Below are 23,813 nucleotides of genomic sequence, written 5' to 3' on the forward strand. Positions count from 1 at the left end.
AAGCACGTCTCGGTTATGCTCACGGCGAGCGATAGCAGTCCAGCTCATCGAAACCCCATTTGATTTAGCACCAATAGGGAATCACAACTGCCTGTTATCGCTCAACTTCTTTTAAATCGGGCTCTTAGGCAATTTCGGCGGAGGACGGATTATCAAATATACCGGGCATTACCACTTGGTGTATTCTGCGTGCTTCGCGGTTATACTAGCCATATTTGTTGTATCAATACTTATGCCATCGGATACGACCGAGTCTAATACCGGAGAAAAGATCGCTTAACCGCCCGAATCATTTCAAAAAATATTACAGATAGTGGAGGAAGCCCGTGGGCTTACGTGTAATCGCGTGTTCTGCTCCCCAGTTTTCTCACGGCGAGGCGGGCGAAATGGCATTATCAAGCGCCGATCCGGCAAGCCTCTACAATGCCTGCAGATATGCTGCGTCACTGGCATCCAAGGCGGAAGGTGCATGGGGCGAAAGCAATTGGCGCGGCACCAGGAGTGACAGGCGACAATCAACGCTTCTGCTATCTGACATGGACGATGTGCAGCGAAGGCTAACGCCGCTATTAGTCCGGGTCCGGCCCAATTTAGTTCTCATAGGAGCGATGTCGATATGCTTCCGTGGTGCGATTGAGACAGCGAAATACATCAGAGAGTTTCTAGGCGATGACGTTTGTATCGTTCTTGGCGGTCGCCACGCCACCGAAACAATATATCGGGATGACGAAAATCGTGTAAGACATCATCTAGCGTCCCCTCTGCGGCTAATTGCTGACGGAAAAGTTTCCAGCTGTTTCGACATCGTGCTCTCCGGAGATGGTGAACACTTCATCGCGGAAATTGGGTGCGTCGTAGCTTCCTTGGAAGCAAGAGGTTTTTCGCCAAGGCAGGCGAAATTCTCATTGGGCCACCTGACGACCACCCCGGGGCACTGGATCGCCGGCACAATCATGGACGATCAGGTCCACACTGTGTGCTCTTCGGGCATGCCGCTCGATTATAATGGGATGCCATCCCCAGCCGAAATGTTCGGAATTACAACGAGCTTTGACGTGTTTGGTGGCGCGCCTACCGCGCACGTCTTCAGCGACATCGGGCGTGGCTGTATCTATGATTGTATCTTCTGCAGTGAGAGGATCAGCGTTGTCGGGCCTCCTCGACAGTTCAAGATAAGCCCCCACCGGTTATGCGGCCAACTCGCAGCAGCCCGCCGCGTAGTCAAGGCAGATTACGGCGAAAACTTTCCTGTCTCGGCGTTCATTGAAGACTCAACTCTTCTTGGATGGAATTCGGCCCTCGTAGCCCAGTTTGAAAAGGTATTCGACCCACTCGAAAATCCTGTGCGGCTTGGCGGACAAGCGACCATTGACCAAATTGTCAATAACCCAGCCCTTGCACGAAGACTAGGCCGCATGGGCCTGGAATATCTTTTCATCGGGGTCGAGACACCGCGCCCAGAACTTGTTGGAGGTCTTCACAAGAACATCGCCACCAAGAAGGGTTCGTGGATGGAACGCGGGGACAAAGCAGTTGAGATCTTGTCCGAAGCCGGAATCAAGGTTGGGGTATCCCTCCTATTTGGCATGGGCGAGGGAGCTGCTGAAAGGCAGCAATTGTTTTCGGCCTTAGAAAGCTGGCGGAAAACGGGCTCTCTGATCACAATCAGCATGAACTGGGCCGTCCAACACCCTTTGAGAAACACGGTTCAGGGGAATGAATATACCTATTTGGATTGGGCGGTGTCGCCCGGTCCCATGCTGTCGTTGTTAAGGAATTTTGGCGAGTCCTCTGAGATCTATCCAATTGCCGGCGGTACAAGCCCAGACGAAGCCTCCGTAAAGGATATTCTCCAAGCCACCACGGAGATCATGGCTATGCCGCCTGCACACCCAATGCAAAAGCAAGAAGCGGATCATGTCCCAGGACGTGGTGGAGCTTAGACGACCACGGCTCATCCCAGCCGGATGAGTGTCAGCTTGCTGCTGGCAGGCTGATGAGGGGATCATCGCTCATTGTGGCGATTGTCTCAAGTGTCATGTAGCGGGATCGCTGGACGGCCCATTCATCGTTCTGTTCGAGCAGCAGCGCACCGACCAGGCGCACGATGGCGTCGTCGTTGGGGAAGATGCCGACGACCTCTGTCCGCCGCTTGATCTCGCCGTTCAATCGCTCAATCGGGTTGGTCGAGTGAAGTTTGGCCCAATGCTGCTTGGGACATGTAGGCGAGCACGTCTTGCTCGGCGCTGTTCATAAGACTGGCGAGCTTCGGTACCTTTGGCCTGATCTGGTCGGCGACGTTGCGCCACTGAGTGCTTGCCGCCTCCGGCGTGTCCTGAGCGAAGGCCGTGGCAATGAAGGCGGAGAAAACTCGGCGTCCGCTCTTTCCAGCATGGGCCAAGGTATTGCGCATGAAGTGGACCCTGCAGCGCTGCCAGGTGGCGGAGAGCACCTTCGATACTGCGGCCTTGATGCCCTCATGCGCATCGGAGACAACGAGCTTCACGCCACGCAGACCCCGCCTGGTCAGCTTTCGAAGAAACTCCGTCCAGGTCGCCTCGGCCTCGGACGTGCCGAGCACCTCGCGTCGACCGTCGGTGTTGACGCCGACGGCGATGATTACGGCGACGGAGACAATACGACCACCGCGCCGAACCTTGAGGGAGGTCGCATCGATCCACAGGTAGGGCCATTCTCCTTCGATGGGCCTGTCGAGGAAGACCTTCACCTTCTCACCGATTTCTTCGCACAGCCGGGATACCTGGCTTTTGGAGATGCCGCTCATGCCCATGGCCTTGACGAGGTCATCGACGGATCGGGTCGAAACGCCTTGGATATAGGCTTCTTCGATGACCGCAGTCAGGGCCTTCTCGGCCATCCGGCGTGGTTCGAGAAAGCTCGGGAAATAGCTGCCTGTGCGAAGCTTGGGAATGCGCAGCTCGACGGTGCCCGCCCGTGTCTCCCAATCCCGGTCGCGATAGCCGTTACGCTGGGCAAGTCGGAAGCCATTCTTCTCGCCATAGCCCGCGCCGGTCTTCGTGCCGACCTCCAGCGCCATCAGCTTCTCGGCAGTAAAGCCGATCATCTCGCGCAGCAAATCGGCATCGGCGCTCTTCTCAACGAGTGAGCGCAGGTTCATCATGTCGTCGGTCATCGGTGGTGTCCCTCAGGTTGGCTCTAAGCAACCCGACCCTACCGGAAATCACCGATGGCTATGAAATCCAGTTACACCACTCCATTGGACACGATCAAGAAGCGGAGCATATATATGCTGAACGGAGCGCCTAAAGGCGGAATAAATTACCCTAGCTCAGACCGAGTATGCGCCGGAACCCATCTCTTTATCGATATGTGGGATGCAGAAAATACGGGAAATGCTGAAGCGATTGAGGCGGCGGTAGCGCAAGCCGTTCATGACTGCCGCGCAACGATGTTGGAATCGAGTTATAGAAAATATAGCGAAGATGGGGGCGTCACGGGCTTCGCAATTCTCGCTGAATCGCACATTTGCGTAAATACCTGGCACGAAGAACGCATGGTCGCGATAGACGTATTTTTTTGTGGTTCGCTAGACCCGTACGCGAGTATCACCGCGTTGCGCGACGTATTTCGTCCATCCCGGATCGATATTAGCGAGCACAAGCGTCTTCTTGGAACAAGAATAACGCATCCAAATATTGTGGAAGCGCTTTAACCGAAAGTATTCTCCGAAATCGAGGCGGAACATGTCTAGACAAATCGTTTTCGTGCGCGAAAAAAGCCCTTCTGAATTCCGCACTATGATCGTGCCGAATGAAGTGCCGTACTACACAGAAAAGGGCTTTGAGGTATTCGTCGAGCTTGGCATCGGCGAAAAAATTGGCTTTGCGGAACCAGCCGGATGTCCTAAAGCGCCGGCGTGTCTGGTTCGACGGCCAACTGAATCTCGATCCAGAACAGCTGATCTTCATCGACGAAAGTGTGCTGCAGAGGCACGGAAGGAGTTCAGTATGAGCTAACCCCGTAACGTGAAGCTGCGTGAATGATGGAGGATGGCCCTCCGGGATCGGCTTTCAGGAGCGGGTCTCAAACCAGTCCGAGCTGCTGCGGTAAAGAGCCGTGGTGGCTGGGGCTTACTTTCCGCCGCCGGTGCGCGTCGTCTCCATTCCAAAGAAGACCGGAGGCGAAAGGGTTTTGGGTGTGCCGACGGTCAGTGATCGGATCGCGCAGATGGTGGTCAAGCAGATGATTGAGCCGGATTTAGAGCCGCTCTTCTTGCCAGACTCCTATGGCTACAGGCCGATGAAGTCGGCTTTGGATGCCGTTGGGGTAACGCGTCAGCGGTGCTGGAAGTACGATTGGGTTCTGGAATTCGACATCAAAGGGCTGTTCGACAATCTTCCGCATGATCTCTTTAATCGAAACCCCATTTTGTCGTCGAACGCTCGTTGCGTGATCGCCCTTGATGAGAAACCCTTTTAGCCAGTTCCAACGCCGCGGCCGGACATGGGGCAACCATTGCCCGATTGACCCCAGTCTCCAACTTAAGTGGCTCAGCTCTCTTCAATGAGGCCACAGCTAGCAAGGGCAGAGACGAAATCGTGAACGTCGCATTTGGTGACGTCATACCGTTCTGATTTAAGCTCGCTCAGTATCCTTGGTAGTGTATGCTCGCCGTCCAGTTTCGAAACCAAACCGGCGACCCAAGGCGGAGGAGATTGGATGATCTTTCTTGATTTCTGGGATTCCTTCCCGATCCAGATACTCCCGTCGTCGGCTACAAACACCTGATGAGAACGCTTTAATAACGGCTTAAAGTAGTGCACGAGCGACCTCACTCGGTACGTGGGGCGACATCGCACCTGAATTTGCAGCCGGGACAGACACACGTCGCCCTTGTTGCAGTTTGACGTCTTCTTCGCCAATGGCAGAACCGCGGTGGACGGTCCGAAACATAACGCCGTTCATGCTCTTTTCCTCCTCTTCGAGCCTTTCAAATGGCCCAACCCATCGCTGGCGATTTTCCAGCTTGTCAAGAAGTATAAGGCGGCTTCGGGAGGCCCATACGGTCGTATGAAGCCCCACTTCACCATTACGGTCGACTCGGCGCCCATTGCTGATAAACAAAACTCCAATCTCTCGGCATGTGGTAGATCCAAAAATCGTGCCAGCTGCAAAAAGAGCCTAGGAAAAGTTTTCCTATTTGCTCGGAGCCTAAATGCAACTGCATCAACAGCGCCCGAACAATATCGCGTCGCGTTTCAACAAATCGGCAGCGCCGCATGCGCGCCAATCAACCGCAGACGAGGGAGAAAACTCCGAGCAGCTCCGGCAGTGTTCTGGTAAGCGCGTCGCCGTTTTCCGCAAAGCGGCGCACAACGGCAGCGCCTATGCAGTCCGCCCCGCCATGACAAGCGCAATGCGCGCGGTGGAGTGCTCGGCAGGAGGGAAGAGTTCGGCTCGTGGCGTCCCGGGCATGGCGGGTGCGCCTACCGGTTATTAAACGATCTCCAGCCACCGTCGACGGTCAACACAGACCCGGTGACGCTTGCGCGCTGGCGAGAAAGCGCACCGCTCGGGCAATTTCGTCTGAACGCGCCACGCGACCCATTGGCACCCGGCTGCGCACCGCGGTGAGGTCTATCTTGCCCGCGCGTTCAAGTTCCGAAACCATCGGCATGCGCACGTAAAAGTTCCCTGACCAACGTTGACGATCTCGAGGCTGAATCCTGATCGATCAAGTCTCACTTTCACCCTCTTGAAGGAATGCAGTCTTCCTAAATGCGTAGACGGGGTCATCGGGACATGATGCTCCGATCGGCTGCCGGTGGCCGAACTGCTCAGTCTCGGATGCCGCGGCCAAGATCTGCTCCTCGACTAGATCATAGACCACCGTCCGTTCGGCAATTCTCCAATCCCCTCCCTTTTTCAGGAACAGATCGCAATAGCGGCCGCAGATCAGGGCCTGACTTAGCGTTCCGGCCTTGTTCGGTGCGCGTTGCAGTGCGGCGAAGTAACTTTCGACGGCGGCTTTTTCCGGGCTGCTGAACTCAATCAGAATGTTCGTGATTTGATGGATGTTGCGCGGTCCGGTCTTGAAGACACCAAGGGCGAACTCGATGAAGCCCTCGGCCGAACCGGAATAGGTCCCGTGATTGTCACGTGCATCGGGCCAGTAGGAACTGCGCAGCGCCCTTTCATCGGCGCGGTCTATCCCGCGGCAATACCGATAGAGGCAGTCGCGGAGCGCCTCGCGGTCGAGCAATTCGGTAATTTTTTTTGTGTTTCATCGCTTGTCGCACATCTGATATCGGGGCGCTTACCCATCCAGTGACGCAGCCAGCTTTCAACTGCTCGGCTGACGTAAGGAAAAACCCTCCCTCTGCTTAGGCATGCATGTAAACAACTGCCCTTAGAAGTAGACACCAATGGGAGAGCTGCGGGTAAGGTGTTTGGACAGCGACGGCGCCGTCATGCACCAGTTGCGTTGCGTTTCAACCCCCACAATGTTGGTTGAACAAAAGGCGATCGAGCAACGCATCCGAAACGCAATCTATCTCCAGCGCACGTTCAGGGCAGGATCGAGCGCCTCGCGACGCGAACAGTTCGTCCCTCTCCTCGACATCGATTGCACCGGGCAGTATGTATCCCTCGTCGTCAAGATTGAATATTTCGGGCGCTTGGGCCCAGCATCTTGCATGACCTTGGCATTTGGAAGTGTGCACTATGACGCGCATACGGTACTCCATGTCTTGCCTCCTCTCAATTATCAGGACCAGTCCAGGATCAAATTCTCCATTCCAAACACGTGGCCCCCATAGGTGATGGGCGCCGTACCATCCTTGATACGGAAGTCAGGGATGCGCGACAGCCACTCCTCCAGGCCGATGACGATCTCTCGCCGGGCAAGGTGTGATCCAAGACAGCGATGGGGACCGTACGCAAAAGCGGTGTGGCGATTGTCTTCTCGTGCCAAATCGATCGTGTTCGGATTTTCGAATTCCACCGGATCACGATTGGCAATCATCGTGGCGCAGGAAATGTAGTCCCCCTTACGGATCGGCGCGCCTTCGAAATTGATATCTTTCGTCGCCACACGGATCATCTGCACGGTCGAATAGGCGCGAAGCAGTTCTTCGGCTGCGAGCACAATTCGATCCGGTTTGCTCCGCAGCAATTCCTGTTCTGTCGGATTGCGCGCGAGATAGGCCAGGTCAAAGCCGATCGCCGTTGCCACGGTGTCCAGTCCCGCGACGAATAGAAGCACGCCTATTCCATGGATTTCCTGGTCTCTCAACAGGCGGCCGTCGACCTTTGCCTGCACGACGAAGGTCATGAAATCGTCGGCCGGTTCTTTGCGGCGCATCGCTGCAAGTTCATCGATGAACGCCAAAATTGTTCGGGCGGCTGCGGTTCGTCTGATGCCGTCGCCGTGGAGCAGGTCCTTCCCCCAGCCCACGAATGTATTGAGGCGCTCATCGGATAAGCCGAGCAAACGGAGGAAGATACTAACCGCAAAAGGAAAGGCGAAGTCCGTCAAGATGTCGCAGCTTGTGCTCGACGCGGAAATCTTGGAAATCAACGCAATCGCCCGATCACGGACCGCCGGTTCAAGCTCCATTATCCGCCTGGGCGAAAGCAGCGGATTGAGAAGTGAGCGAAACACGCTGTGAGCCGGGGGGTCGAGTTCAAGCGGGATCAGCGGCCAGTTTTCGCCAAGCGCCGAGGCGAAAAGGCTCCGATGGCTGGAAAAGGTTCCGGTGTCCTGCAGCAATTTGCGTTGGTCCTGAGCGCGAACGATGACCCAGGTACCTCGGCCATCGCGCGTATTGCAGGGAGAATAAAAGATTCTCGGTCCATTATGGAGGCAAGCGACAGCTGCGTGCGGATCCCCATTTGGCATGCGCTCCATGCCGGGCGACGTGAACAGGCTGAAGTCCTTCACCATTTCGGGAGGGACATGTTCTGGAACCCTAATGGTAGCCACTGCTTTTCTCCTGTCATCAAAGCCCCTTCGCCGAGAACGAATTCTCCTCGGAGAGGGAGCGAGCAAAATCGTTGAGCGCCAGATTTCCAATCTCAGCAGCGCGAGGCGCCAATGACATGCGATGCAGCGATCAGATCGCCGTGCGGCTTGAAATCCACGCTGCTTTGTTGGCCGAAGTCGAAATTTCTTGGATGCCTCGCCCGCCCTTCCGGTCGACATCGGATTTTCACGGGTACCTCTCTTCCGGTAAATGCGTTCTGAGCACAGATGCATTTTGATTTCCTCCGCTCCATGGCGGTCACCAAAGAAACCGGCCGACAGTCCTTGCCGCCCCGCAAGAAGAACTTCAAAGTTCATGCCAATTTGATTGATTTGGCCGGAAAGAAATTTTTCAATTGCCTTTCAGCGCTTTGGCTCAAGGCAGAACAAAGATTGGCTGATCAAGGCCGTGTCGCGTATCTAACAAAACCCGACATCAGGTGCCGGATGCCATCTATTCAGGTGCGACTTTTTTCCAGCCACCACAGCCGGGGGCCAGAGACAGCGCGACGAGTAACGAATGTCCTGATGTACTGCGATGCAGTGGGATAGCTTGAGGGTGGGTAGCTTTGAATTGTTGCATCGAGCTAGCGGCGGAATTCCGGGAACAGCTCGAAGCGTGCTACTCCTTTGTCCTGAATGTCAGTTCTACCAGCCCGACGACACCACCCTAAGAGTCGGCGGCAATCTGCCGATTGGGTGTTGCCTGACAGCAATGGATATGGTGGCCTACCGTCCGCCGAGACGGAAGGCGATGGCCGCAGAAAGCCCGCTCAAGCGGCCGGCCGAAAATGCCGTCCGAAACAAATCCACAAAACTGCCCTGCCTGGCACGGCAAGAGCGTGGGTACGGAGATTTGATCTGGATCAAATCGCAATCCCGATGAAATTGATAGCCATCAAAGACGCGCTGGAAGAAATAGGGATAGCCGAAGTCGCAACGGCCGCGTGGTCGTCTCGGGCATGTCCGGCATAGGCGGTTTTCGAAGGGATCAGGACATGGACGTCGCACGCAGTGAGGTTCTCGTGATTAGCACTTCCGTCGCTTGCCGTTCCTGCCAGGCGCGGCACGGCGTCGTTTGCGGCGCCTTGTCGGCTGGCCAGCTTAGCGAACTTGGCCGCCACTCGCTGCGCCGCAAGGTCGACGCAGGCTGCGAGATCATTGCACAAGGATCGGAAAACTCTTTCTATTCGAACATCACGCGCGGCGTGGTGAAGCTCTGCAAGGTGATGTCGGACGGGCGCCAGCAGATCGTTGGCCTGCAATTCGCCCCCGATTTCGTCGGCCGCCCCTTCGTGCGCGAAAGCACGCTGTCGGCCGAGGCCGCGACCGATGCGGAGATCTGCGTGTTCCCCCGCAATTTGCTCGAACGCATGATATTGGAGACTAGGGAATTGCAGCGTAGCCTGCACGCTCAGGCGCTGAACGAGCTGGATGCCGCGCGCGAATGGATGCTGACGCTCGGCCGGCGGACCGCCGAGGAGAAGGTCGCAAGCCTGCTCCACCTCATTGCCGCCCACGCCGAGACGGCGACGAGCACTGCCTTCGATCTGCCGCTATCGCGTGCCGAGATTGCCGACTTTCTCGGGCTGACGATCGAAACCGTCAGCCGCCAGTTGACCCGGCTTCGCAAAGAGGGCGTCATCCGCATCGAGAACATCCGGCATATCACCGTGCCCGACATGGATGCGCTCGCAAAGAAAATCAGCGGGTAATTACCACCCGCGTATTGGAAAGGCCAGCCTGGCGCGCCAGCGTAAAAAACTAGGCGGCATTGTCGGGATGCAGACGGACGTGCCGGGCGCTACCACATCGAGCATTCCGGGCGAGAAAACTTCTAGTCCCGGAGCCGCCGGCTTGCAGCTCGGGATAGCCGCCGGGCAGGTGGGTGGCGTCGCCATCGGCGCCGGGCGCCCAGCACGTCGCCAGCGAGCTGAGCGGTGAGTGGTGAATGGAACAAAATATCAGCTCCGCGGCGACGTCAGCCGAGCAACAAATGCTCGTAGGCCAAAGGCTACATAGCGCGACCCGGGTGCCGGTCGGCATCAGCCGATCGATATTGGCGGCTGCGAGCTCTTCACGCCCCCAACCTGCGGATATCCGCCATCGTCGTCTTCTGTGACGAAATTATCGGAGCCGTTTGCGTTTCACCATTTTTCGATGCGCGGTCCGAGCCTGGCGCTCCCTTTTTGTCGGACCTCAAACTTTCTTGTGCAGTTTCAAACAAGAAAACGTGCGCGGGTAGACATACGCACGAGCAGAACCTCAAACCCCGTGACCCGCGCCTTCCCGCCGCGACCGGACTGGCGGGCAGTATGCTAAGGTTCTAAAAGGCGGCAGAGAAACCTTGATCGAGATGCGGTCGGAAGTAGCCGAAACAGCGCCCGGCCGTCAGCGCGGCACAACGGCTTCACAATTCGCTCGCCCGCACGAGCAGCGCACGAGTGCGGCGACGAAGGCCCTGTGCTGACCGCAAGTCCATCTCCTTCAGGCCAAATGGCATGACGCTTGCTTGCCCTGGCGTGTGGGCCGAGGTCGGATTCGTGTTAGCCGTGACTGAGAGGCCGCAAATAAATTTTCCTAGAGGAGCTTCATTGATGACCATGGAAAAGCAGGTCCCTATTGTCACCTTTCGCACGCGGGTTCGCGACGAGTCTATATCCGGTCCCAACCCCTACCGCTGGGAAGACAAGACGACCGACGACTATTTCAGCGGTAAGCGGGTAATCCTTTTTTCGCTGCCGGGCGCCTTCACGCCAATCTGCTCCACCTTCCAACTGCCTGATTTCGAGAGTCTTTATGTCGAGTTTAAGAAGAATGGCATTGACGACATCTACTGTCTCTCCGTCAACGATGCCTTCGTCATGAATGCTTGGGGCAAGTCTCAGGGGTTGAAAAATGTCAAGCTTATCCCGGACGGTTCGGGAGAATTCACTCGAAAAATGGGTATGCTCGTCGCCAAGGACAATCTCGGTTTCGGTCTGCGCTCCTGGCGCTACGCTGCCGTGATCAATAATGGCGTCGTGGAGGGGTGGTTCGAGGAAGAAGGCTTTGGCGACAACTGCGCGACCGATCCGTATGGCGTTTCTTCGCCGCAAAACATTTTGAAATGCCTTAAGGCCCCAGCCTTCGTATGAGCATTGAAGCCAACGACCAGCAGCTACGACTTGTCGTGCACACCTGCGCCGAATGATAGGAGTTTTGCTCGAACCATGAAGTCCTTTACAAGCCTTCATCAGCGTCAGCAGCAATCGCTGGTTATTACGCCCCAGCTCATCGCGTCTATTCGCTTGCTGCAGCTGGCGCACACCGAACTGAATCAGTTCGTGGAACAGGAAATCGAGAAGAACCCATTTCTCGACCTGGCGTCGAATGACGGCGGGGCTTCTGGCGTATCGCCAACTGCGGCGGATGATCCAAATATCAGCGCACGCGAAGACCACGTTGATGGACCGGCCAGGACGGACATGCCTGAGCTGTCTAGTCCCTGGAAATCAATCCGTGACACAGGCAACCTTTCGCCGGGGGAAAGGCCTTCCCTGGATGAGTTCGCCGCGTCAACTGAGACATTGCACGAACATGTCGCCCATCAGATCGCCCTCACTGCCTTCACACCCCAGGAGCGGCTGATTGCTGGCGCGCTTGCCGACCATCTGGATGACACTGGGTATCTGCAAGTGAACCTTCAGGAGCTAGCAGAGAGGCTAAATAGCCCTGAGGCTGGAGTGAAGCGGGTTCTTGAGGCTTTGCAGCTATTTGACCCGCCGGGCATATTTGCGCGAAGTCTGGGCGAATGCCTCGAGATTCAGTTGCGCCAACGAGACCGGTTCGACCCGGCCATGGCAGCTCTGGTCGCAAATCTCGAGTTGCTTGCGCGACGCGATTTTCGAGCACTGAAGCGACGTTGCCGGGTCGATGAAGACGACCTTCTCGATATGTTGAACGAAATTCGTGCACTTGACCCAAAGCCTGGAAACCAGTTCCAGTCCGCAAGGTCGGAATCCATCATACCCGACGTCTTCGTCCTACCCTCGCCGGGAGGCGGATGGCACGTCGAGCTTAATCGGGAGATTTTGCCCAAGGTACTGATCAACCAAACCTATTTTGCGCAAGTTACTCGCCTAACCGCCCAAAGCTCGAAAGATCAGTCATTCCTCAACGAATGCTTCCAGAGCGCGAGCTGGTTGGTTCGGAGTCTCGATCAGCGCGCCACGACGATCCTTAAGGTGGCGACCGAAATCGTGCGCCACCAGGATGTCTTTTTGGAAGATGGCATTGCTCATCTTCGCCCTCTCAATCTTAAGACCATCGCTGACGCGATCGACATGCACGAGTCCACTGTAAGTCGGGTAACGTCGAACAAATACATTCTCACGCCCCGCGGCGTGTTCGAGCTCAAGTATTTTTTCACCGTCGCGATCCCGTCCTCACAAGGCGGTGACGCGCACTCTGCCGAAGCTGTGCGCCATCAGATAAGGGCACTTATTGCCGCAGAGACGCTCCATGATGTGCTGTCCGACGACGGCATCGTTGCCAAGCTCAAGGAAACAGGCGTCGACATTGCTCGCCGCACAGTCGCCAAATATCGCGAGGCGATGAACATCCCCTCGTCCGCGCAACGCCGGCGGGAGAAACGGTTTGTACTGGCGGCCGCGGAGGGATAAGTCCTTTGTACCGTAGGTGATGCCCTTTTCCCAAAAACCGCGGAACTGAGGCACATGTGACATTGTGCTTAGTCCTCTCCATGGAGGATCGACTTCATATGGGCTGGCGACCGCAGCCTCGTCACGGGAGCTTCAAAAGTTGTTCCGGCCGCTTAAGCTGACGTTCCAGAAAAGATTAGATGTCTGTTCCATAGCCCAAGCGCTTAGGGGCTAAGCGGTTAATCACGAAACTCGTGCAGAATTTTTATGTCGCGCAAGCGACAAATCTAGAAGCAGTTGTCGCCTCCCATTCATTTTCGCCGAACCGCTGGGATTTCGGTGCGGCGGCAACGAGAGCCTCAACCGAAAATGATAGACGGAGATACGCGGGCAGACGTTCTGGAGTTGGCGCGCTTTCGAGATCTCCGATGTTCGACGACGCAGGAATACAACACGCGGGCTGATCGAACTCTTGGCCTTCCTCACCGCTTGGCACGACGCATGCACGGTAATCCGAAAATGCGCCATCGAACAAAAAGGAATCATCCCATGATCAAGCTCACAGAGAATGCCGCCGCAATCATGAACGTAACGCTTTCCCGAGCCGAGCAGGCGGAAGGCTTTCGCATCGCGGTCGAGGCAGGTGGATGCGCCGGCTACAAATACCTGGTGGGGCTAGAAAGCGTCCAGGGCCAGGGCGACGCGGTGATCGAAACAAATGGGGTCAAGGTGTTCGTTGACGCAGACTCCCAAGCACACATCAACGGCATGACGATCGACTTCGTGACGGGACCAGAAACCTCCGGTTTTGTCTTCGACAATCCCAATGCGCACCAGAACTGCACTTGCGGCAAATCCTTCGGCTGATCACCGAGAAAGCGAGAGAGCCATGCGGAATTATTGCGAAAAGGTCATGGTTTCCTTTTTCAATCCGAAGAACGACGGCGTGCAGGAAAATCCCCTCAGCGAGACCGGGGCAGTTTCCTACGGTAGAGGGCCTGAATTGATAATTGGAGTCGATCCAACGGTGGAAGCGTTTCTGGTGACGCCGTCGTCCTTGCGTTCCAACCCAGCGACCGCCTTCTCGCCAGCGCTGGCCGAACTCGTAACCCTAAAGCCCGCCGAAGCGCCTCAAACCGTCCGTCAGGAGACAGCAGGCTTTTTAAGCGGTTTGCTGCCGGAGAAAAAGGTCTGCTCATCAACGGATTATCCTGAGGCAGCAAAATTTTTTGGCGGGCATCCGGGCCAGGATTCCAAAGGAGACGCCCCCTCTGCAAGCAGTTCCGCGCCGAGGAAAGGTGAGCGAAGACGCGTGCGTGTCAAGAGGCTTGATTTCATGACCAAGTCGCTCACTTCGCTAGATCTGGCAGTAGACGGACGACACTCGTTCAAGCCGTCGAAGACGTGTCAGCGGTTTATACAGTACTGGTCGTCGAAAGCCTCGTTCCGGCAGAGGAGGACGATCAGACCGTCACAACAGAAATCTGAGGCCTGGAGAAATTGGCAGGGTCGAAATCGATGTTGTAGCCGGCAATCGCGTAGGACAGGGTCTAAAAATCGCCGCAGCCTGCAACAGTTCAGTTCTCAGCGACAAGCTAAGCTGGCGACCCATCTAGTTAAGCAGCCGCGGCGAATCCAACCGTTGGAAAAGGCGCGAGCGCACAACGTTCTTCCCTTCCTACTGATGGCGGCTATGCGACGTTATCGATGCCAACAAGATCGCGTGACGCGCCATCGCACGACTCCACCCCGCGCTGCTTGCCCGAGGCTAGCAAACAACAGCATGTGCAAGACGCCGCAGCATTGTCACCGCTTCCCCTCAGTCGAGATCCACCCATGAGAGCGATCTATCTCGACAATAATGCAACGACCAGAGTCGATCCTGAAGTGGTTGAAGCCATGCTGCCGTTCTTTGCGGATCAGTTTGGAAACCCTTCGTCGACGCACGCTTTTGGCTCCTCCATCCGCGAGGCGGTGAGGAAGGCGCGCCGGCAATTGCAAGCGCTGATCGGCGCCGAGTTCGATCATGAGATCGTGTTCACCTCGGGGGGGACGGAAAGCGACAATGCGGCGATCCTTTCGGCGCTGGAGGTGATGCCTGAGCGCACAGAGATCGTGACTTCCGCAGTTGAGCATTCAGCGGTGCTGACACTCTGCGGCCATCTGGAGAAGACGCGCGGCATTAAGGTACACAGGATCCCAGTGGATCGACATGGACGTCTCGATCTTGACGCCTATGAGACCGCCCTCACTCATCGTGTAGCGATTGCTTCGATCATGTGGGCGAACAACGAGACGGGAACCATTTTCCCGGTCGCTAAGCTTGCCGAGATGGCCAAGAGAATCGGTGCACTTTTCCACACCGACGCGGTCCAGGCGGTCGGCAAGGTTCCAATGGACCTCCAACCTACTGCAATCGACATGCTTTCGTTGTCCGGACACAAATTCCATGGACCAAAAGGCATCGGTGCACTCTATCTTAGGCGGGGCTTATCTTTCTCCTCACTGATCAAGGGAGGTCATCAGGAGCGCGACCGACGCGCAGGGACAGAAAATACGGCCGGGATTGTCGGTTTAGGCAAGGCTGCCGAACTCGCCCTGAAATCAATAGACGACGAGAGGACCCGATTAAAGTCGCTCCGAGATCGATTGGAGAACGGCATTGTCCAGCGTGTTCCAGGCGCCTTCGTAACCGGCGATAGGCTTAAGAGGTTGCCGAACACGGCGAACATCGCCTTTCAACGTGTCGAAGGAGACAGTATGCTCCTTCTTCTCAACCGCTATGGCATCGCCTGCTCTTCCGGCTCTGCTTGCTCCTCCGGTTCGCTGGAGCCGAGCCATGTCTTGAGGGCAATGGATATCCCTCATGCTATGGCGCACGGAACAATCCGCTTCTCGTTCTCGCGCGATAACTGTGACGAGGATGTCGACCGGGTGCTCGAAGTTTTACCGGGCATCGTTGAAAGGCTCCGGAGCCAATCCCGTTCCGGCCACGTGGCCGACACGAGCAGCCGGGTTCGTTCAGGGGAGTAGGAGCAGGCACGCTCATGAAACGGCAATTCCTTTTCACCGATACGACCTGCATGACGGCACCGGCATCGTATGAACGATCAGGTAAAAGCCGGGGCTCTCAGTCACATAGATCGCCGGTTCACCGCCCATGCGTGTTCATGGAGGGGGCCCAGCGCCATATCATCTTAATCAATCTCTCGACACCATCGGTGGATCGCATCCGACCACCAGCCTATGCCGACTCCAGTTGCAACGCGACTGCCTTGCGCCTAGCCGCGTCGAACCACGCATTCCGTACGTTGCAGCTTAAGCTACGGGAGAACGATCTCGCGATCACCGCTCACGACCAGGGGGAATCTTATGTGCCGTTGCTCCGCTGACAGCAGTCCCGTCGATGTCAAAGACATCCTCAATCGGCTGAAATCTCTCTCGGCTGCGGAGGAGTTCTTCGCAGCCCTAGGGGTCCCCTATGACCCGAAGGTTCTCGATGTCTCACGACTCCATATCATGAAGCGTATGGGCCAATACCTCGCGGCAGAGGACTTCTCCCATCTCCCAGACCGGGTAATCGCTGCTCGTGCCCGTGCCATACTGGAAAGGGCCTACTGTGATTTCGCGACCTCCGCGCCGCTCTCGCACCGGGTCTTCAAGGTGCTCAAGGACCACAATCCGAACAGACCTGTCACACCCGGCCGCACCGTTGTCCCGTTAGACTCTTTCCTGAAGCCGTTCGAAAAGAAATGAGCACGGTTGCGACACGACAATGTCGGGAAGCTTACAATTCAGTCATATGCTAGCAACGTCGGAATCGAAGCCATTTCAATGTGATAGAGAACGCCAAACGGTTGGCACGAATGATGCACGCAAGCATGTGTACTGACAAGCCCGCCACCCATAGAGGGAGGGAGTAAGAAACCGCCATGCACATAGTTATCTGTATCAAACAGGTACCGGACTCCGCACAAATACGAGTGCATCCGGTGACGAACACAATCATGCGTCAGGGGGTGCCAACCATCATCAACCCCTATGATCTGTTCGCCTTTGAAGAGGCGCTCCAGTTGCGCGACCGCCATGGCGGCGAGGTGACCGTGCTCACCATGGGGCCGCCCATGGCAGAGGACGCGTTGCGCAAGGCGCTCACCTACGGCGCCGACCGCGCCGTACTCTTGACCGACCGTCATTTTGCCGGCTCCGACACTCTGGCGACCTCGTTTGCTCTTTCGCGAGCCATCGCGAAGATCGGAGAGGCCTTCGGTACGCCCGATATCGTCTTTACGGGCAAACAGACCATCGACGGCGATACCGCCCAGGTTGGGCCTGGCATCGCCAAGCGCCTCGACCTCCTGCAGCTCACCTACGTTGCCAAAATCGTCTCTGTCGACATCAATGGGCGCGAGATTACGGTGGAGCGCCGCTCGGAAGGGGGCACGCAGACGCTAATGAGCAAGCTCCCTTGCCTAATTACAATGCTCGAAGGCACAAACGAAATCCGCCGCGGCTCGCTCGATGACGCGCTACGGGCCGCGCGCAGCCAGATCGTGAAGTGGAATGCGGCCGACGCTGGCATAGAGGACCTCACCAAGTGCGGCCTGCGTGGCTCGCCAACCGTCGTTAAGAGGGTCTTTGCCCCTCCTGAGCGGGCGGAAAAGGCGGAGCAGATCGACACCGCGGAAAAAACACCGCGCGATCTCGCGGAGGAGTTGATCGCTGGGATCTTTTTGCGCCAGCCGGCGCTCGAAAGCGAACTCGCCTTTGACGGCGAATGAAGGCAAGGAGCGACGATGTTGAGCACGAATCGAGAGAGCCCTCCTCCAGCCGCTGGCCGTGCCGCCATGAAGAAAGAGCTGCCCGATCAGTTTAAGGACCATCGGCACGTTTGGGTCTTCATCGAGCTGGAGCGCGATCAGGTGCATTCCGTCTCCTTCGAGCTGCTCGGCGAAGGCCGCAAGCTCGCCGACAAGCTGGGCGTCCAGCTTGCCGGCGTCGTTCTCGGACCACCGGGAGAGGCCACGTGGTTTGCCATCGCCGAGGCTTTTGCTTATGGCGCCGACCTGGCCTACATCGTCGAGGCCCCACTGCTCGCCGACTACCGAAATGAGCCTTTCACCAAAGCATTGACGGATCTGGTTACTAACTACAAACCGGAAATCCTTCTTTTAGGGGCAACGACGCTCGGGCGCGACCTTGCCGGTTCCGTGGCGACGACCTTGTTGACAGGGCTCACGGCGGATTGCACTGAACTTGATGTGGATGCGGACGGCTCGCTTGCGGCGACCCGGCCGACTTTCGGCGGCTCCTTGCTTTGCACGATCTACACGCTCAACTGCCGGCCGCAGATGGCAACGGTCCGGCCGAGGGTCATGGCCATGCCTCCGCGCGGGAATAATAAGATCGGACGCGTCATTCAACACAAAGTGTCGATGATCGAGGAAGAGATCGTCACTAAGGTCCTCGGTTTCTTGTCCGATGGCCAGTCGGCGACGGCGAATCTCGCCTATGCGGACGTCGTGGTTGCTGGAGGCCTCGGTCTTGGCGCGGTGGAGAACGTGAAGCTTATGAAGAAACTCGCGCGGACGATCGGGGCCGATTATGGCTGTTCGCGCCCCCTCGTCCAAAAGGGCTGGATGCCTGCTGATCGGCAGATCGGCCAAACTGGCAAAACTATCCGGCCGAAGCTTTACATAGCAGCCGGCATTTCCGGCGCCATCCAGCATCGCGTTGGCGTCGAGGGAGCTGATCTTATTTTAGCCATCAACACCGATCCTAACGCGCCGATTTTTGATTTCGCCCACCTCGGCGTCGTCACCGATGCGATCCGTTTACTGCCGTCATTAACGGAACTCTTCACCCATCGACTGTCGCCGCACAGTCGCGATAAGCTTGCAAACTGAGGGCGCCCCATGACTGAGGAAAACTTCGACGCCATAGTTATCGGGGCCGGCATGGCCGGAAACGCAGCTGCTTACACGATGTCGAACCGCGGCATGAAGGTGCTGCAGTTGGAGCGTGGCGAGTATCCGGGCTCCAAGAATGTGCAGGGCGCCATCATGTACGCGGACATGCTGGAGAAAATCCTGCCGGATTTCCGGGATGATGCGCCTCTGGAGCGGCACTTAGTCGAGCAGCGCTTCTGGATGATGGACGACTCGTCCCACATCGGTATGCAATACCGGTCGGACGACTTCAACGAGTCGAGACACAATCGCTACACGGTCATTCGCGCCCAATTCGACAAATGGTTTTCACGCAAGGTGCGCGAGGCCGGAGCGACGCTTCTATGCGAGACGACCGTGACGGAACTCGTTCGTGATCCAAAGGGCAAGGTGATTGGCGTTCGCACCGACCGCGCCGGCGACGTGATTCTTGCTGACGTGGTCGTTCTCGCAGAAGGCGTCAATGGGCTGCTCGGCACGCGTGCTGGATTGCGTGACACGCCAAAACCGGAAACTGTCGCGCTCGCCGTCAAGGAAATGCATTTCCTGGCCGAAGAGGTAATTGACCAGCGGTTCGGCCTCAAGGCCAATGAAGGCTGCGTCATCGAGGCAGTTGGCACGATCTCTCGCAACATGGCCGGGCTTGCCTTCCTCTACACCAACAAAGAATCGATCTCGATCGGCATTGGCTGCCTTGTCTCCGAATTCGCGGCAACAATGGAAAGTCCTTATGATCTGCTCGAAAAATTCAAAAGCCATCCGTCGGTAAAGCCGCTGATCGCAGGAGCGGAAGTCAAGGAATATGCGGCGCATCTCATTCCAGAAGGTGGTTACAAGGCAATTCCGCAGCTTTTTGGTGACGGCTGGGTCGTCGTCGGCGACGCGGCACAACTTAATAATGCGGTGCACCGCGAGGGGTCCAACCTCGCCATGACGTCGGGGCGCATCGCCGGCGAAGCAATCGTCCAGATCAAGAATCGCAAAAAGCCGATGGTCAAGGAGAACCTCTCCCTTTACAAGTCGATGCTTGAAAAGTCGTTCGTTATCAAAGACTTGCGGAAATACAAGGACATGCCTGCCCTGCTGCACACCAATTCCCGCAATTTCTTCACGACTTATCCAAGGTTGCTGTCGCAGGCCGCACAGAACTTTGTGCGAGTCGATGGCACCCCGAAGATCGACAAGGAACGGGCGACCACGGGCACCTTCATCAAGGCACGCTCCCGCTGGGGGCTGTTTGGTGACGCGGTTCGCTTGGCGCGCGCGTGGCGATAAAGGAGAGATGAGATGACGGTTGCAGTGACGAACATACGCGTAGAGGACAAGCTTTACCAAAATCGATACGTGGTCGATGCCGGACGCCCGCATATTAGGGTGCGTCCACACGATTGGCCAAGCGTAAATCTGTATGCCCTCACAAGTGTCTGTCCGGCCAAGTGCTACGAATTGAATGACCAGGGCCAAGTGGAGGTTATCGCCGACGGGTGCATGGAGTGCGGCACGTGCCGCGTACTATGCGAGGCAAGTGGAGATATCGAGTGGAACTATCCGAGAGGCGGTTTCGGCGTTCTCTTCAAGTTCGGATAAAGGTTTGCAACTCCACGATTCAGAACCAACTTGGGTTTGCAGACGGGCGCATCGGAAACTTGCAGAGGTGCGCGTTGCAGATTGGCATTAGAAATTACTATATATACATGCAAGCAAGGGTTATAAGAAACGTTAGACAACCCAAGGCCATATAATGACCCACATGCCCGCCCGACCGGTCGATGGAGCGGAACCCCTATCTGCGCTACCTGCTGGACCTATGCGCCAAGCGGGCACGCAGCGCAGCGGAATCTACGAGATATCAAAGGTACTGACTGCCCCCGCCCGGCTAGAGATTACGCTTGCCAACGTCGTGAACGTCCTCTCTTCCTTTCTGCAGATTCGATGCGGAGCAATCGTTGTTCTAGACGCTGAAGGTCAGCCCGAGATTGCTGCAACTGGCGACATCCCTTCATCCTCTCAATCAGCCGCTCGAGGCGTTATACCTAAGGCCGTAATCGACCATATCGCGACGACCGGTATGCCCCTAATCGTAAAGGATGTCAGCAAGTCCGAATTATTTCAGGCTGAGCCGCAACCGCCTTGGAGCAGCGGCACCGTCCCAATTTCTTTTATTGGCGTTCCGGTAAAAGCCGATAATAAAATACTTGGCACAATATCGATCGATCGCGTCAGGAACGACGCCGCCCCCTTCCCCGCCGACGAGGACGTTCGCTTTCTGACCATGGTCGCCAATCTGGTCAGTCGGACGATCAGGCTTCATCGTTTCCTGAACCTGGAGGGTCGGCGACCTATCGGCGAACAAGAGAGACCGGAGAAGCCGATCATCGCGCAAAGGGGCGCGCCGGGCCGACATCCACCCGTCAAAATCGACGGGATTATCGGGGATAGCCCGGCTCTCCAGCAGGTGGTTGAAACCGTCTCGGTGGTGGCGAGGACGAATTCCACCGTGCTTCTGCGGGGCGAAAGCGGCACCGGCAAGGAATTTTTTGCACAGGCGATCCATGAACTTTCCCCTCGTAAAAACAAGCCGTTCGTCAAATTGAACTGCGCCGCGCTGCCCGAAGGCGTCCTGGAATCGGAGCTGTTTGGGCATGAAAAAGGGGCTTTCACCGGGGCCATCGCGCAGCGCGCCGGACGCTTCGAACTGGCAAATGGCGGAACGCTTCTGCTTGACGAGATTGGCGAGATTTCGCCCGCCTTTCAAGCCAAACTGCTGCGCGTCCTGCAGGAAGGCGAACTGGAGAGGGTGGGCGGAACCAAGACGCTTGCGGTCGACGTCCGGCTCATATGCGCCACGAATAAGAACCTCGAGATGGCTGTTGCAAACGCCGAATTCAGGGCCGACCTGTATTACCGCATCAGCGTAGTTCCAATTGTCCTGCCGCCGCTTCGAGAGCGACCCGGCGATATTCCACGCCTTGCGAACGCTCTTCTTGACCGATTCAACAAGGAGAACCAACGCGAGCTGACGTTTTCGTCGTCGGCGATCGAGGTGATGTCGCAATGCTATTTCCCAGGTAACGTCCGGGAACTCGAAAACTGCGTGCGAAGGACTGCCACCCTTGCGCGTTCAAGCTCGATCGTTTCGTCTGATTTTGCCTGCAAGAACAGTCAGTGCCTTTCGTCGCTCCTCTGGAAAACCGACGGGTCGCCCGGCGGCATCACCGTCGATGGGCATGCCCGGAGCAATGTGATGCCGACTTCATCGCCGCGCTCGGGCGGGAGCATCGGTGCGTCGGACGAGGTATCTTCTGTCAAGGCTTGTGATCCGCACGGTTCCGGTTGTCCCGCAATGGAGTCGCGCCTCACGCAACGGGACCGGTTGATCGAGGCGATGGAAAAGGCCGGATGGGTTCAGGCCAAAGCGGCTCGTATTCTCGGCCTTACGCCTCGTCAGGTCGGCTATGCTCTACGCCAGCATCGCATCGAGGTGAAAAAGCTTTAAGCGCCTGGGTGATGTTGGACCTTCTCGATCTCCAATGCCTGGTTTGGTGGCTTACGGACAACTCTTTTGTCGACTGTCGGAAGCTTGACAAGTCTGTGTCCGAACACGGTCGGAATCGGGCAATAAATGCAAATTCTTAAAGCAAATCCCGTCCTTGGGATGGCATGGCTTTTGCGTTTTGAAAGGCGACGTCAACTAGCAACGGAGCACTCAATGTCCGCACCGATGATTTCGCTTGAAAGTGCGACCAGCACGACATCCTTGGATCAATTGCTGGCGACCGCGAAACCGAGTGGCTGCACATCCTCGTCATGTGGCGTGTCCACAAAACCGGCCGACGTGGACCAGGCTATCTGGGCGAAGATCAAAAACCACCCCTGCTATTCAGAAGAGGCTCACCATTATTTCGCGCGCATGCATGTCGCGGTCGCACCAGCCTGCAATATCCAGTGCAACTATTGCAATCGTAAATATGACTGCGCCAACGAAAGCCGCCCTGGGGTCGTCTCGGAAAAGTTGACGCCAGACCAGGCGCTGCGCAAGGTCATTGCCGTCGCCAACGAAGTGCCGCAGCTTTCCGTGCTGGGTGTCGCCGGACCGGGCGATGCCTGTTACGACTGGAAGAAGACAAAGGAAACGTTCGAACGAGTTGCGGGGGAGATCGACGACATCAAGCTGTGCATCTCCACCAACGGGCTTGCGCTGCCGGATCACGTCGCCGAACTTGTCGACATGAATGTCGACCACGTGACAATTACGATCAACATGGTTGACCCTGAAATCGGCGCAAAGATCTATCCCTGGATCTTTTACCGCAACCGTCGTTACACCGGCATCGAAGCTGCGAGAATTCTGCACGAGCGGCAAATGGTGGGCCTGGAGATGCTGACCGCGTGCGGCATCATCACCAAAGTCAATTCGGTGATGATTCCTGGTGTCAACGACGAACACCTGGTCGAGGTAAATAAATGGGTCAAGGAGCGGGGGGCGTTCCTGCACAACGTCATGCCGCTTATTTCCGATCCGGCCCATGGCACCTACTACGGCTTGACCGGACAGCGCGGCCCGCGGGCGCTCGAATTGAAGGCGCTCCAGGATCGTCTCGAAGGCGGCGCAAAGCTAATGCGCCATTGCCGGCAGTGTAGGGCCGATGCCGTCGGCCTGCTTGGGGATGATCGGGGCCAGGAGTTCGCACTCGACCAGCTTCCCGGAGAGATCACCTATGACGCCCGTAAGCGCGAGGCCTATCGGGAAGTGATCGCCCGCGAACGCGGCGATCACGCGACCGCCAAGAGCGAGGCAATCGAGACAGTCAAAGCAGCCGGCGATGGGTCCCTCCACGTCGCGGTCGCGACAAAGGGTGGCGGTCGCATCAACGAGCACTTCGGCCATGCGAAGGAGTTCCAAGTATACGAAGCTTCGTCGAGAGGCATCACCTACGTCGGGCATCGCAAGATCGAACAGTATTGCCTCGGAGGCAGGGGCGAGGAAGCCACCCTCGACGGCATCATAACTGCGCTGGTCGGTATTGACGTCGTGCTATGCGCCAAGATCGGGGAGTGCCCTAAGACTAAGCTCATGGAGGCCGGGATTCGGGCAACGGATGCTTATTGCTATGACTACATCGAGACCGCCATCGGCACCCTCTACGCCGCCAAGTTTGGCGTCGAACCACAAGCGGCGACGGCGTGAGCGCTCTTAATCCAACATCTTCAGGAGTT

At 56.8% G+C, this 23,813-nt stretch carries 19 protein-coding genes and 5 pseudogenes; 16 read left to right on the plus strand and 8 right to left on the minus strand.

Annotated features, from left to right (window positions below):
- Positions 1-326 precede the first annotated feature (326 nt).
- Positions 327-1,943, plus strand: a complete 1,617-nt coding sequence (locus ATY75_RS23825) for a hypothetical protein (RefSeq protein ID WP_245317623.1) — start codon at positions 327-329, stop codon at positions 1,941-1,943.
- A gap of 122 nt (positions 1,944-2,065) precedes the next feature.
- On the opposite strand, the pseudogene ATY75_RS23830 reads toward ATY75_RS23825, so the two are convergent.
- Positions 2,066-3,154, minus strand: a pseudogene (locus ATY75_RS23830) (IS256 family transposase).
- Between the two features lie 54 nt (positions 3,155-3,208).
- On the opposite strand from ATY75_RS23830, the gene speD reads away from it, so the two are divergent.
- Both speD and ATY75_RS23840 read left to right on the plus strand, forming a co-directional pair.
- Positions 3,209-3,694 carry an adenosylmethionine decarboxylase gene (gene speD, locus ATY75_RS23835; RefSeq protein ID WP_018247191.1) on the plus strand — a complete coding sequence of 162 codons (486 nt, stop codon included), beginning with the start codon at positions 3,209-3,211 and terminating at the stop codon, positions 3,692-3,694.
- 410 nt (positions 3,695-4,104) lie between these two features.
- Positions 4,105-4,392: pseudogene (locus ATY75_RS23840) on the plus strand (reverse transcriptase domain-containing protein); the annotation flags it as partial.
- 140 nt (positions 4,393-4,532) lie between these two features.
- Here ATY75_RS23840 and ATY75_RS35580 read toward each other — a convergent pair.
- The 5 genes and pseudogenes from ATY75_RS35580 to ATY75_RS23865 form a co-directional block, all read right to left on the minus strand.
- On the minus strand, positions 4,533-4,868 hold the full coding sequence (locus ATY75_RS35580; RefSeq protein ID WP_088939483.1) for a hypothetical protein: 336 nt from the start codon (positions 4,866-4,868) through the stop codon (positions 4,533-4,535).
- A 455-nt stretch (positions 4,869-5,323) separates the two neighbouring features.
- A pseudogene (locus tag ATY75_RS35175) lies at positions 5,324-5,668 on the minus strand (SDR family oxidoreductase); the annotation flags it as partial.
- 48 nt (positions 5,669-5,716) lie between these two features.
- Positions 5,717-6,244, minus strand: a complete 528-nt coding sequence (locus ATY75_RS23855; protein WP_004678573.1) for a nuclear transport factor 2 family protein — start codon at positions 6,242-6,244, stop codon at positions 5,717-5,719.
- 229 nt (positions 6,245-6,473) lie between these two features.
- Complete coding sequence (locus tag ATY75_RS23860) at positions 6,474-6,728, minus strand: ferredoxin (protein WP_004678571.1); 255 nt, start codon at positions 6,726-6,728, stop codon at positions 6,474-6,476.
- Between the two features lie 20 nt (positions 6,729-6,748).
- Positions 6,749-7,927, minus strand: a complete 1,179-nt coding sequence (locus ATY75_RS23865; RefSeq protein WP_010009913.1) for a cytochrome P450 — start codon at positions 7,925-7,927, stop codon at positions 6,749-6,751.
- A 306-nt stretch (positions 7,928-8,233) separates the two neighbouring features.
- Between ATY75_RS23865 and ATY75_RS34145 the strand changes: the two genes are divergently transcribed.
- Positions 8,234-8,557, plus strand: a complete 324-nt coding sequence (locus ATY75_RS34145) for a hypothetical protein (protein WP_125461504.1) — start codon at positions 8,234-8,236, stop codon at positions 8,555-8,557.
- Between the two features lie 446 nt (positions 8,558-9,003).
- Positions 9,004-9,720: a Crp/Fnr family transcriptional regulator gene (locus tag ATY75_RS23870; RefSeq protein WP_064842863.1), complete on the plus strand. Its 717-nt coding sequence runs from the start codon at positions 9,004-9,006 to the stop codon at positions 9,718-9,720.
- On the opposite strand, the pseudogene ATY75_RS34150 reads toward ATY75_RS23870, so the two are convergent.
- A pseudogene (locus ATY75_RS34150) lies at positions 9,710-9,799 on the minus strand (L,D-transpeptidase); the annotation flags it as partial. The gene ATY75_RS23870 and the pseudogene ATY75_RS34150 sit on opposite strands and share 11 nt — an antisense overlap.
- A gap of 57 nt (positions 9,800-9,856) precedes the next feature.
- Positions 9,857-10,075 (minus strand): annotated as a pseudogene (locus ATY75_RS35180) (cobyrinic acid a,c-diamide synthase); the annotation flags it as partial.
- Positions 10,076-10,602: 527 nt separating this feature from the next.
- Between ATY75_RS35180 and ATY75_RS23875 the strand changes: the two are divergent.
- The 11 genes from ATY75_RS23875 to nifB all read left to right on the plus strand — a co-directional run bounded on the left by ATY75_RS23875 (position 10,603) and on the right by nifB (position 23,784).
- The gene (locus ATY75_RS23875; RefSeq protein WP_004678566.1) at positions 10,603-11,142 is read left to right on the plus strand and encodes a peroxiredoxin; all 540 of its coding nucleotides are present in this window, start codon (positions 10,603-10,605) and stop codon (positions 11,140-11,142) included.
- 75 nt (positions 11,143-11,217) lie between these two features.
- Positions 11,218-12,669 carry an RNA polymerase factor sigma-54 gene (gene rpoN / locus ATY75_RS23880; RefSeq protein WP_004678547.1) on the plus strand — a complete coding sequence of 484 codons (1,452 nt, stop codon included), beginning with the start codon at positions 11,218-11,220 and terminating at the stop codon, positions 12,667-12,669.
- 528 nt (positions 12,670-13,197) lie between these two features.
- Positions 13,198-13,515: an iron-sulfur cluster assembly accessory protein gene (locus ATY75_RS23890; protein WP_009995752.1), complete on the plus strand. Its 318-nt coding sequence runs from the start codon at positions 13,198-13,200 to the stop codon at positions 13,513-13,515.
- A 969-nt stretch (positions 13,516-14,484) separates the two neighbouring features.
- The gene (nifS, locus tag ATY75_RS23900; RefSeq protein ID WP_085861398.1) at positions 14,485-15,681 is read left to right on the plus strand and encodes a cysteine desulfurase NifS; all 1,197 of its coding nucleotides are present in this window, start codon (positions 14,485-14,487) and stop codon (positions 15,679-15,681) included.
- 339 nt (positions 15,682-16,020) lie between these two features.
- Positions 16,021-16,404, plus strand: a complete 384-nt coding sequence (gene nifW / locus ATY75_RS23905; RefSeq protein WP_008536550.1) for a nitrogenase stabilizing/protective protein NifW — start codon at positions 16,021-16,023, stop codon at positions 16,402-16,404.
- 176 nt (positions 16,405-16,580) lie between these two features.
- On the plus strand, positions 16,581-17,429 hold the full coding sequence (locus ATY75_RS23910) for an electron transfer flavoprotein subunit beta/FixA family protein (RefSeq protein WP_088939478.1): 849 nt from the start codon (positions 16,581-16,583) through the stop codon (positions 17,427-17,429).
- 15 nt (positions 17,430-17,444) lie between these two features.
- Positions 17,445-18,554: an electron transfer flavoprotein subunit alpha/FixB family protein gene (locus ATY75_RS23915; protein WP_085861399.1), complete on the plus strand. Its 1,110-nt coding sequence runs from the start codon at positions 17,445-17,447 to the stop codon at positions 18,552-18,554.
- Positions 18,555-18,563: 9 nt separating this feature from the next.
- Positions 18,564-19,871, plus strand: a complete 1,308-nt coding sequence (locus tag ATY75_RS23920; RefSeq protein ID WP_004678525.1) for an FAD-binding protein — start codon at positions 18,564-18,566, stop codon at positions 19,869-19,871.
- A 12-nt stretch (positions 19,872-19,883) separates the two neighbouring features.
- The gene (locus ATY75_RS23925; RefSeq protein WP_004678523.1) at positions 19,884-20,183 is read left to right on the plus strand and encodes a ferredoxin family protein; all 300 of its coding nucleotides are present in this window, start codon (positions 19,884-19,886) and stop codon (positions 20,181-20,183) included.
- Between the two features lie 220 nt (positions 20,184-20,403).
- Positions 20,404-22,092 carry a nif-specific transcriptional activator NifA gene (nifA, locus tag ATY75_RS23930; protein ID WP_088939479.1) on the plus strand — a complete coding sequence of 563 codons (1,689 nt, stop codon included), beginning with the start codon at positions 20,404-20,406 and terminating at the stop codon, positions 22,090-22,092.
- Between the two features lie 213 nt (positions 22,093-22,305).
- Positions 22,306-23,784, plus strand: a complete 1,479-nt coding sequence (nifB, locus tag ATY75_RS23935; RefSeq protein ID WP_064823789.1) for a nitrogenase cofactor biosynthesis protein NifB — start codon at positions 22,306-22,308, stop codon at positions 23,782-23,784.
- Positions 23,785-23,813: the final 29 nt, after the last annotated feature.

The organism is Rhizobium sp. N122 (assembly GCF_002211295.1).
Taxonomy (GTDB): Bacteria; Pseudomonadota; Alphaproteobacteria; order Rhizobiales; family Rhizobiaceae; genus Rhizobium.

What these genes read in the sequence shown, in the direction of transcription:
- speD (WP_018247191.1), top strand. Translation starts at nt 3,209, where the DNA reads ATGGCTATGAAATCCAGTTACACCACTCCATTGGACACGATCAAGAAG.
- ATY75_RS23860 (WP_004678571.1), bottom strand. Translation starts at nt 6,728, where the DNA reads ATGGAGTACCGTATGCGCGTCATAGTGCACACTTCCAAATGCCAAGGT.
- ATY75_RS23865 (WP_010009913.1), bottom strand. Translation starts at nt 7,927, where the DNA reads ATGGTGAAGGACTTCAGCCTGTTCACGTCGCCCGGCATGGAGCGCATG.
- ATY75_RS34145 (WP_125461504.1), top strand. Translation starts at nt 8,234, where the DNA reads ATGCATTTTGATTTCCTCCGCTCCATGGCGGTCACCAAAGAAACCGGC.
- ATY75_RS23870 (WP_064842863.1), top strand. Translation starts at nt 9,004, where the DNA reads ATGGACGTCGCACGCAGTGAGGTTCTCGTGATTAGCACTTCCGTCGCT.
- ATY75_RS23875 (WP_004678566.1), top strand. Translation starts at nt 10,603, where the DNA reads ATGACCATGGAAAAGCAGGTCCCTATTGTCACCTTTCGCACGCGGGTT.
- rpoN (WP_004678547.1), top strand. Translation starts at nt 11,218, where the DNA reads ATGAAGTCCTTTACAAGCCTTCATCAGCGTCAGCAGCAATCGCTGGTT.
- ATY75_RS23890 (WP_009995752.1), top strand. Translation starts at nt 13,198, where the DNA reads ATGATCAAGCTCACAGAGAATGCCGCCGCAATCATGAACGTAACGCTT.
- nifS (WP_085861398.1), top strand. Translation starts at nt 14,485, where the DNA reads ATGAGAGCGATCTATCTCGACAATAATGCAACGACCAGAGTCGATCCT.
- nifW (WP_008536550.1), top strand. Translation starts at nt 16,021, where the DNA reads ATGTGCCGTTGCTCCGCTGACAGCAGTCCCGTCGATGTCAAAGACATC.
- ATY75_RS23910 (WP_088939478.1), top strand. Translation starts at nt 16,581, where the DNA reads ATGCACATAGTTATCTGTATCAAACAGGTACCGGACTCCGCACAAATA.
- ATY75_RS23915 (WP_085861399.1), top strand. Translation starts at nt 17,445, where the DNA reads ATGTTGAGCACGAATCGAGAGAGCCCTCCTCCAGCCGCTGGCCGTGCC.
- ATY75_RS23920 (WP_004678525.1), top strand. Translation starts at nt 18,564, where the DNA reads ATGACTGAGGAAAACTTCGACGCCATAGTTATCGGGGCCGGCATGGCC.
- ATY75_RS23925 (WP_004678523.1), top strand. Translation starts at nt 19,884, where the DNA reads ATGACGGTTGCAGTGACGAACATACGCGTAGAGGACAAGCTTTACCAA.
- nifA (WP_088939479.1), top strand. Translation starts at nt 20,404, where the DNA reads ATGCGCCAAGCGGGCACGCAGCGCAGCGGAATCTACGAGATATCAAAG.
- nifB (WP_064823789.1), top strand. Translation starts at nt 22,306, where the DNA reads ATGTCCGCACCGATGATTTCGCTTGAAAGTGCGACCAGCACGACATCC.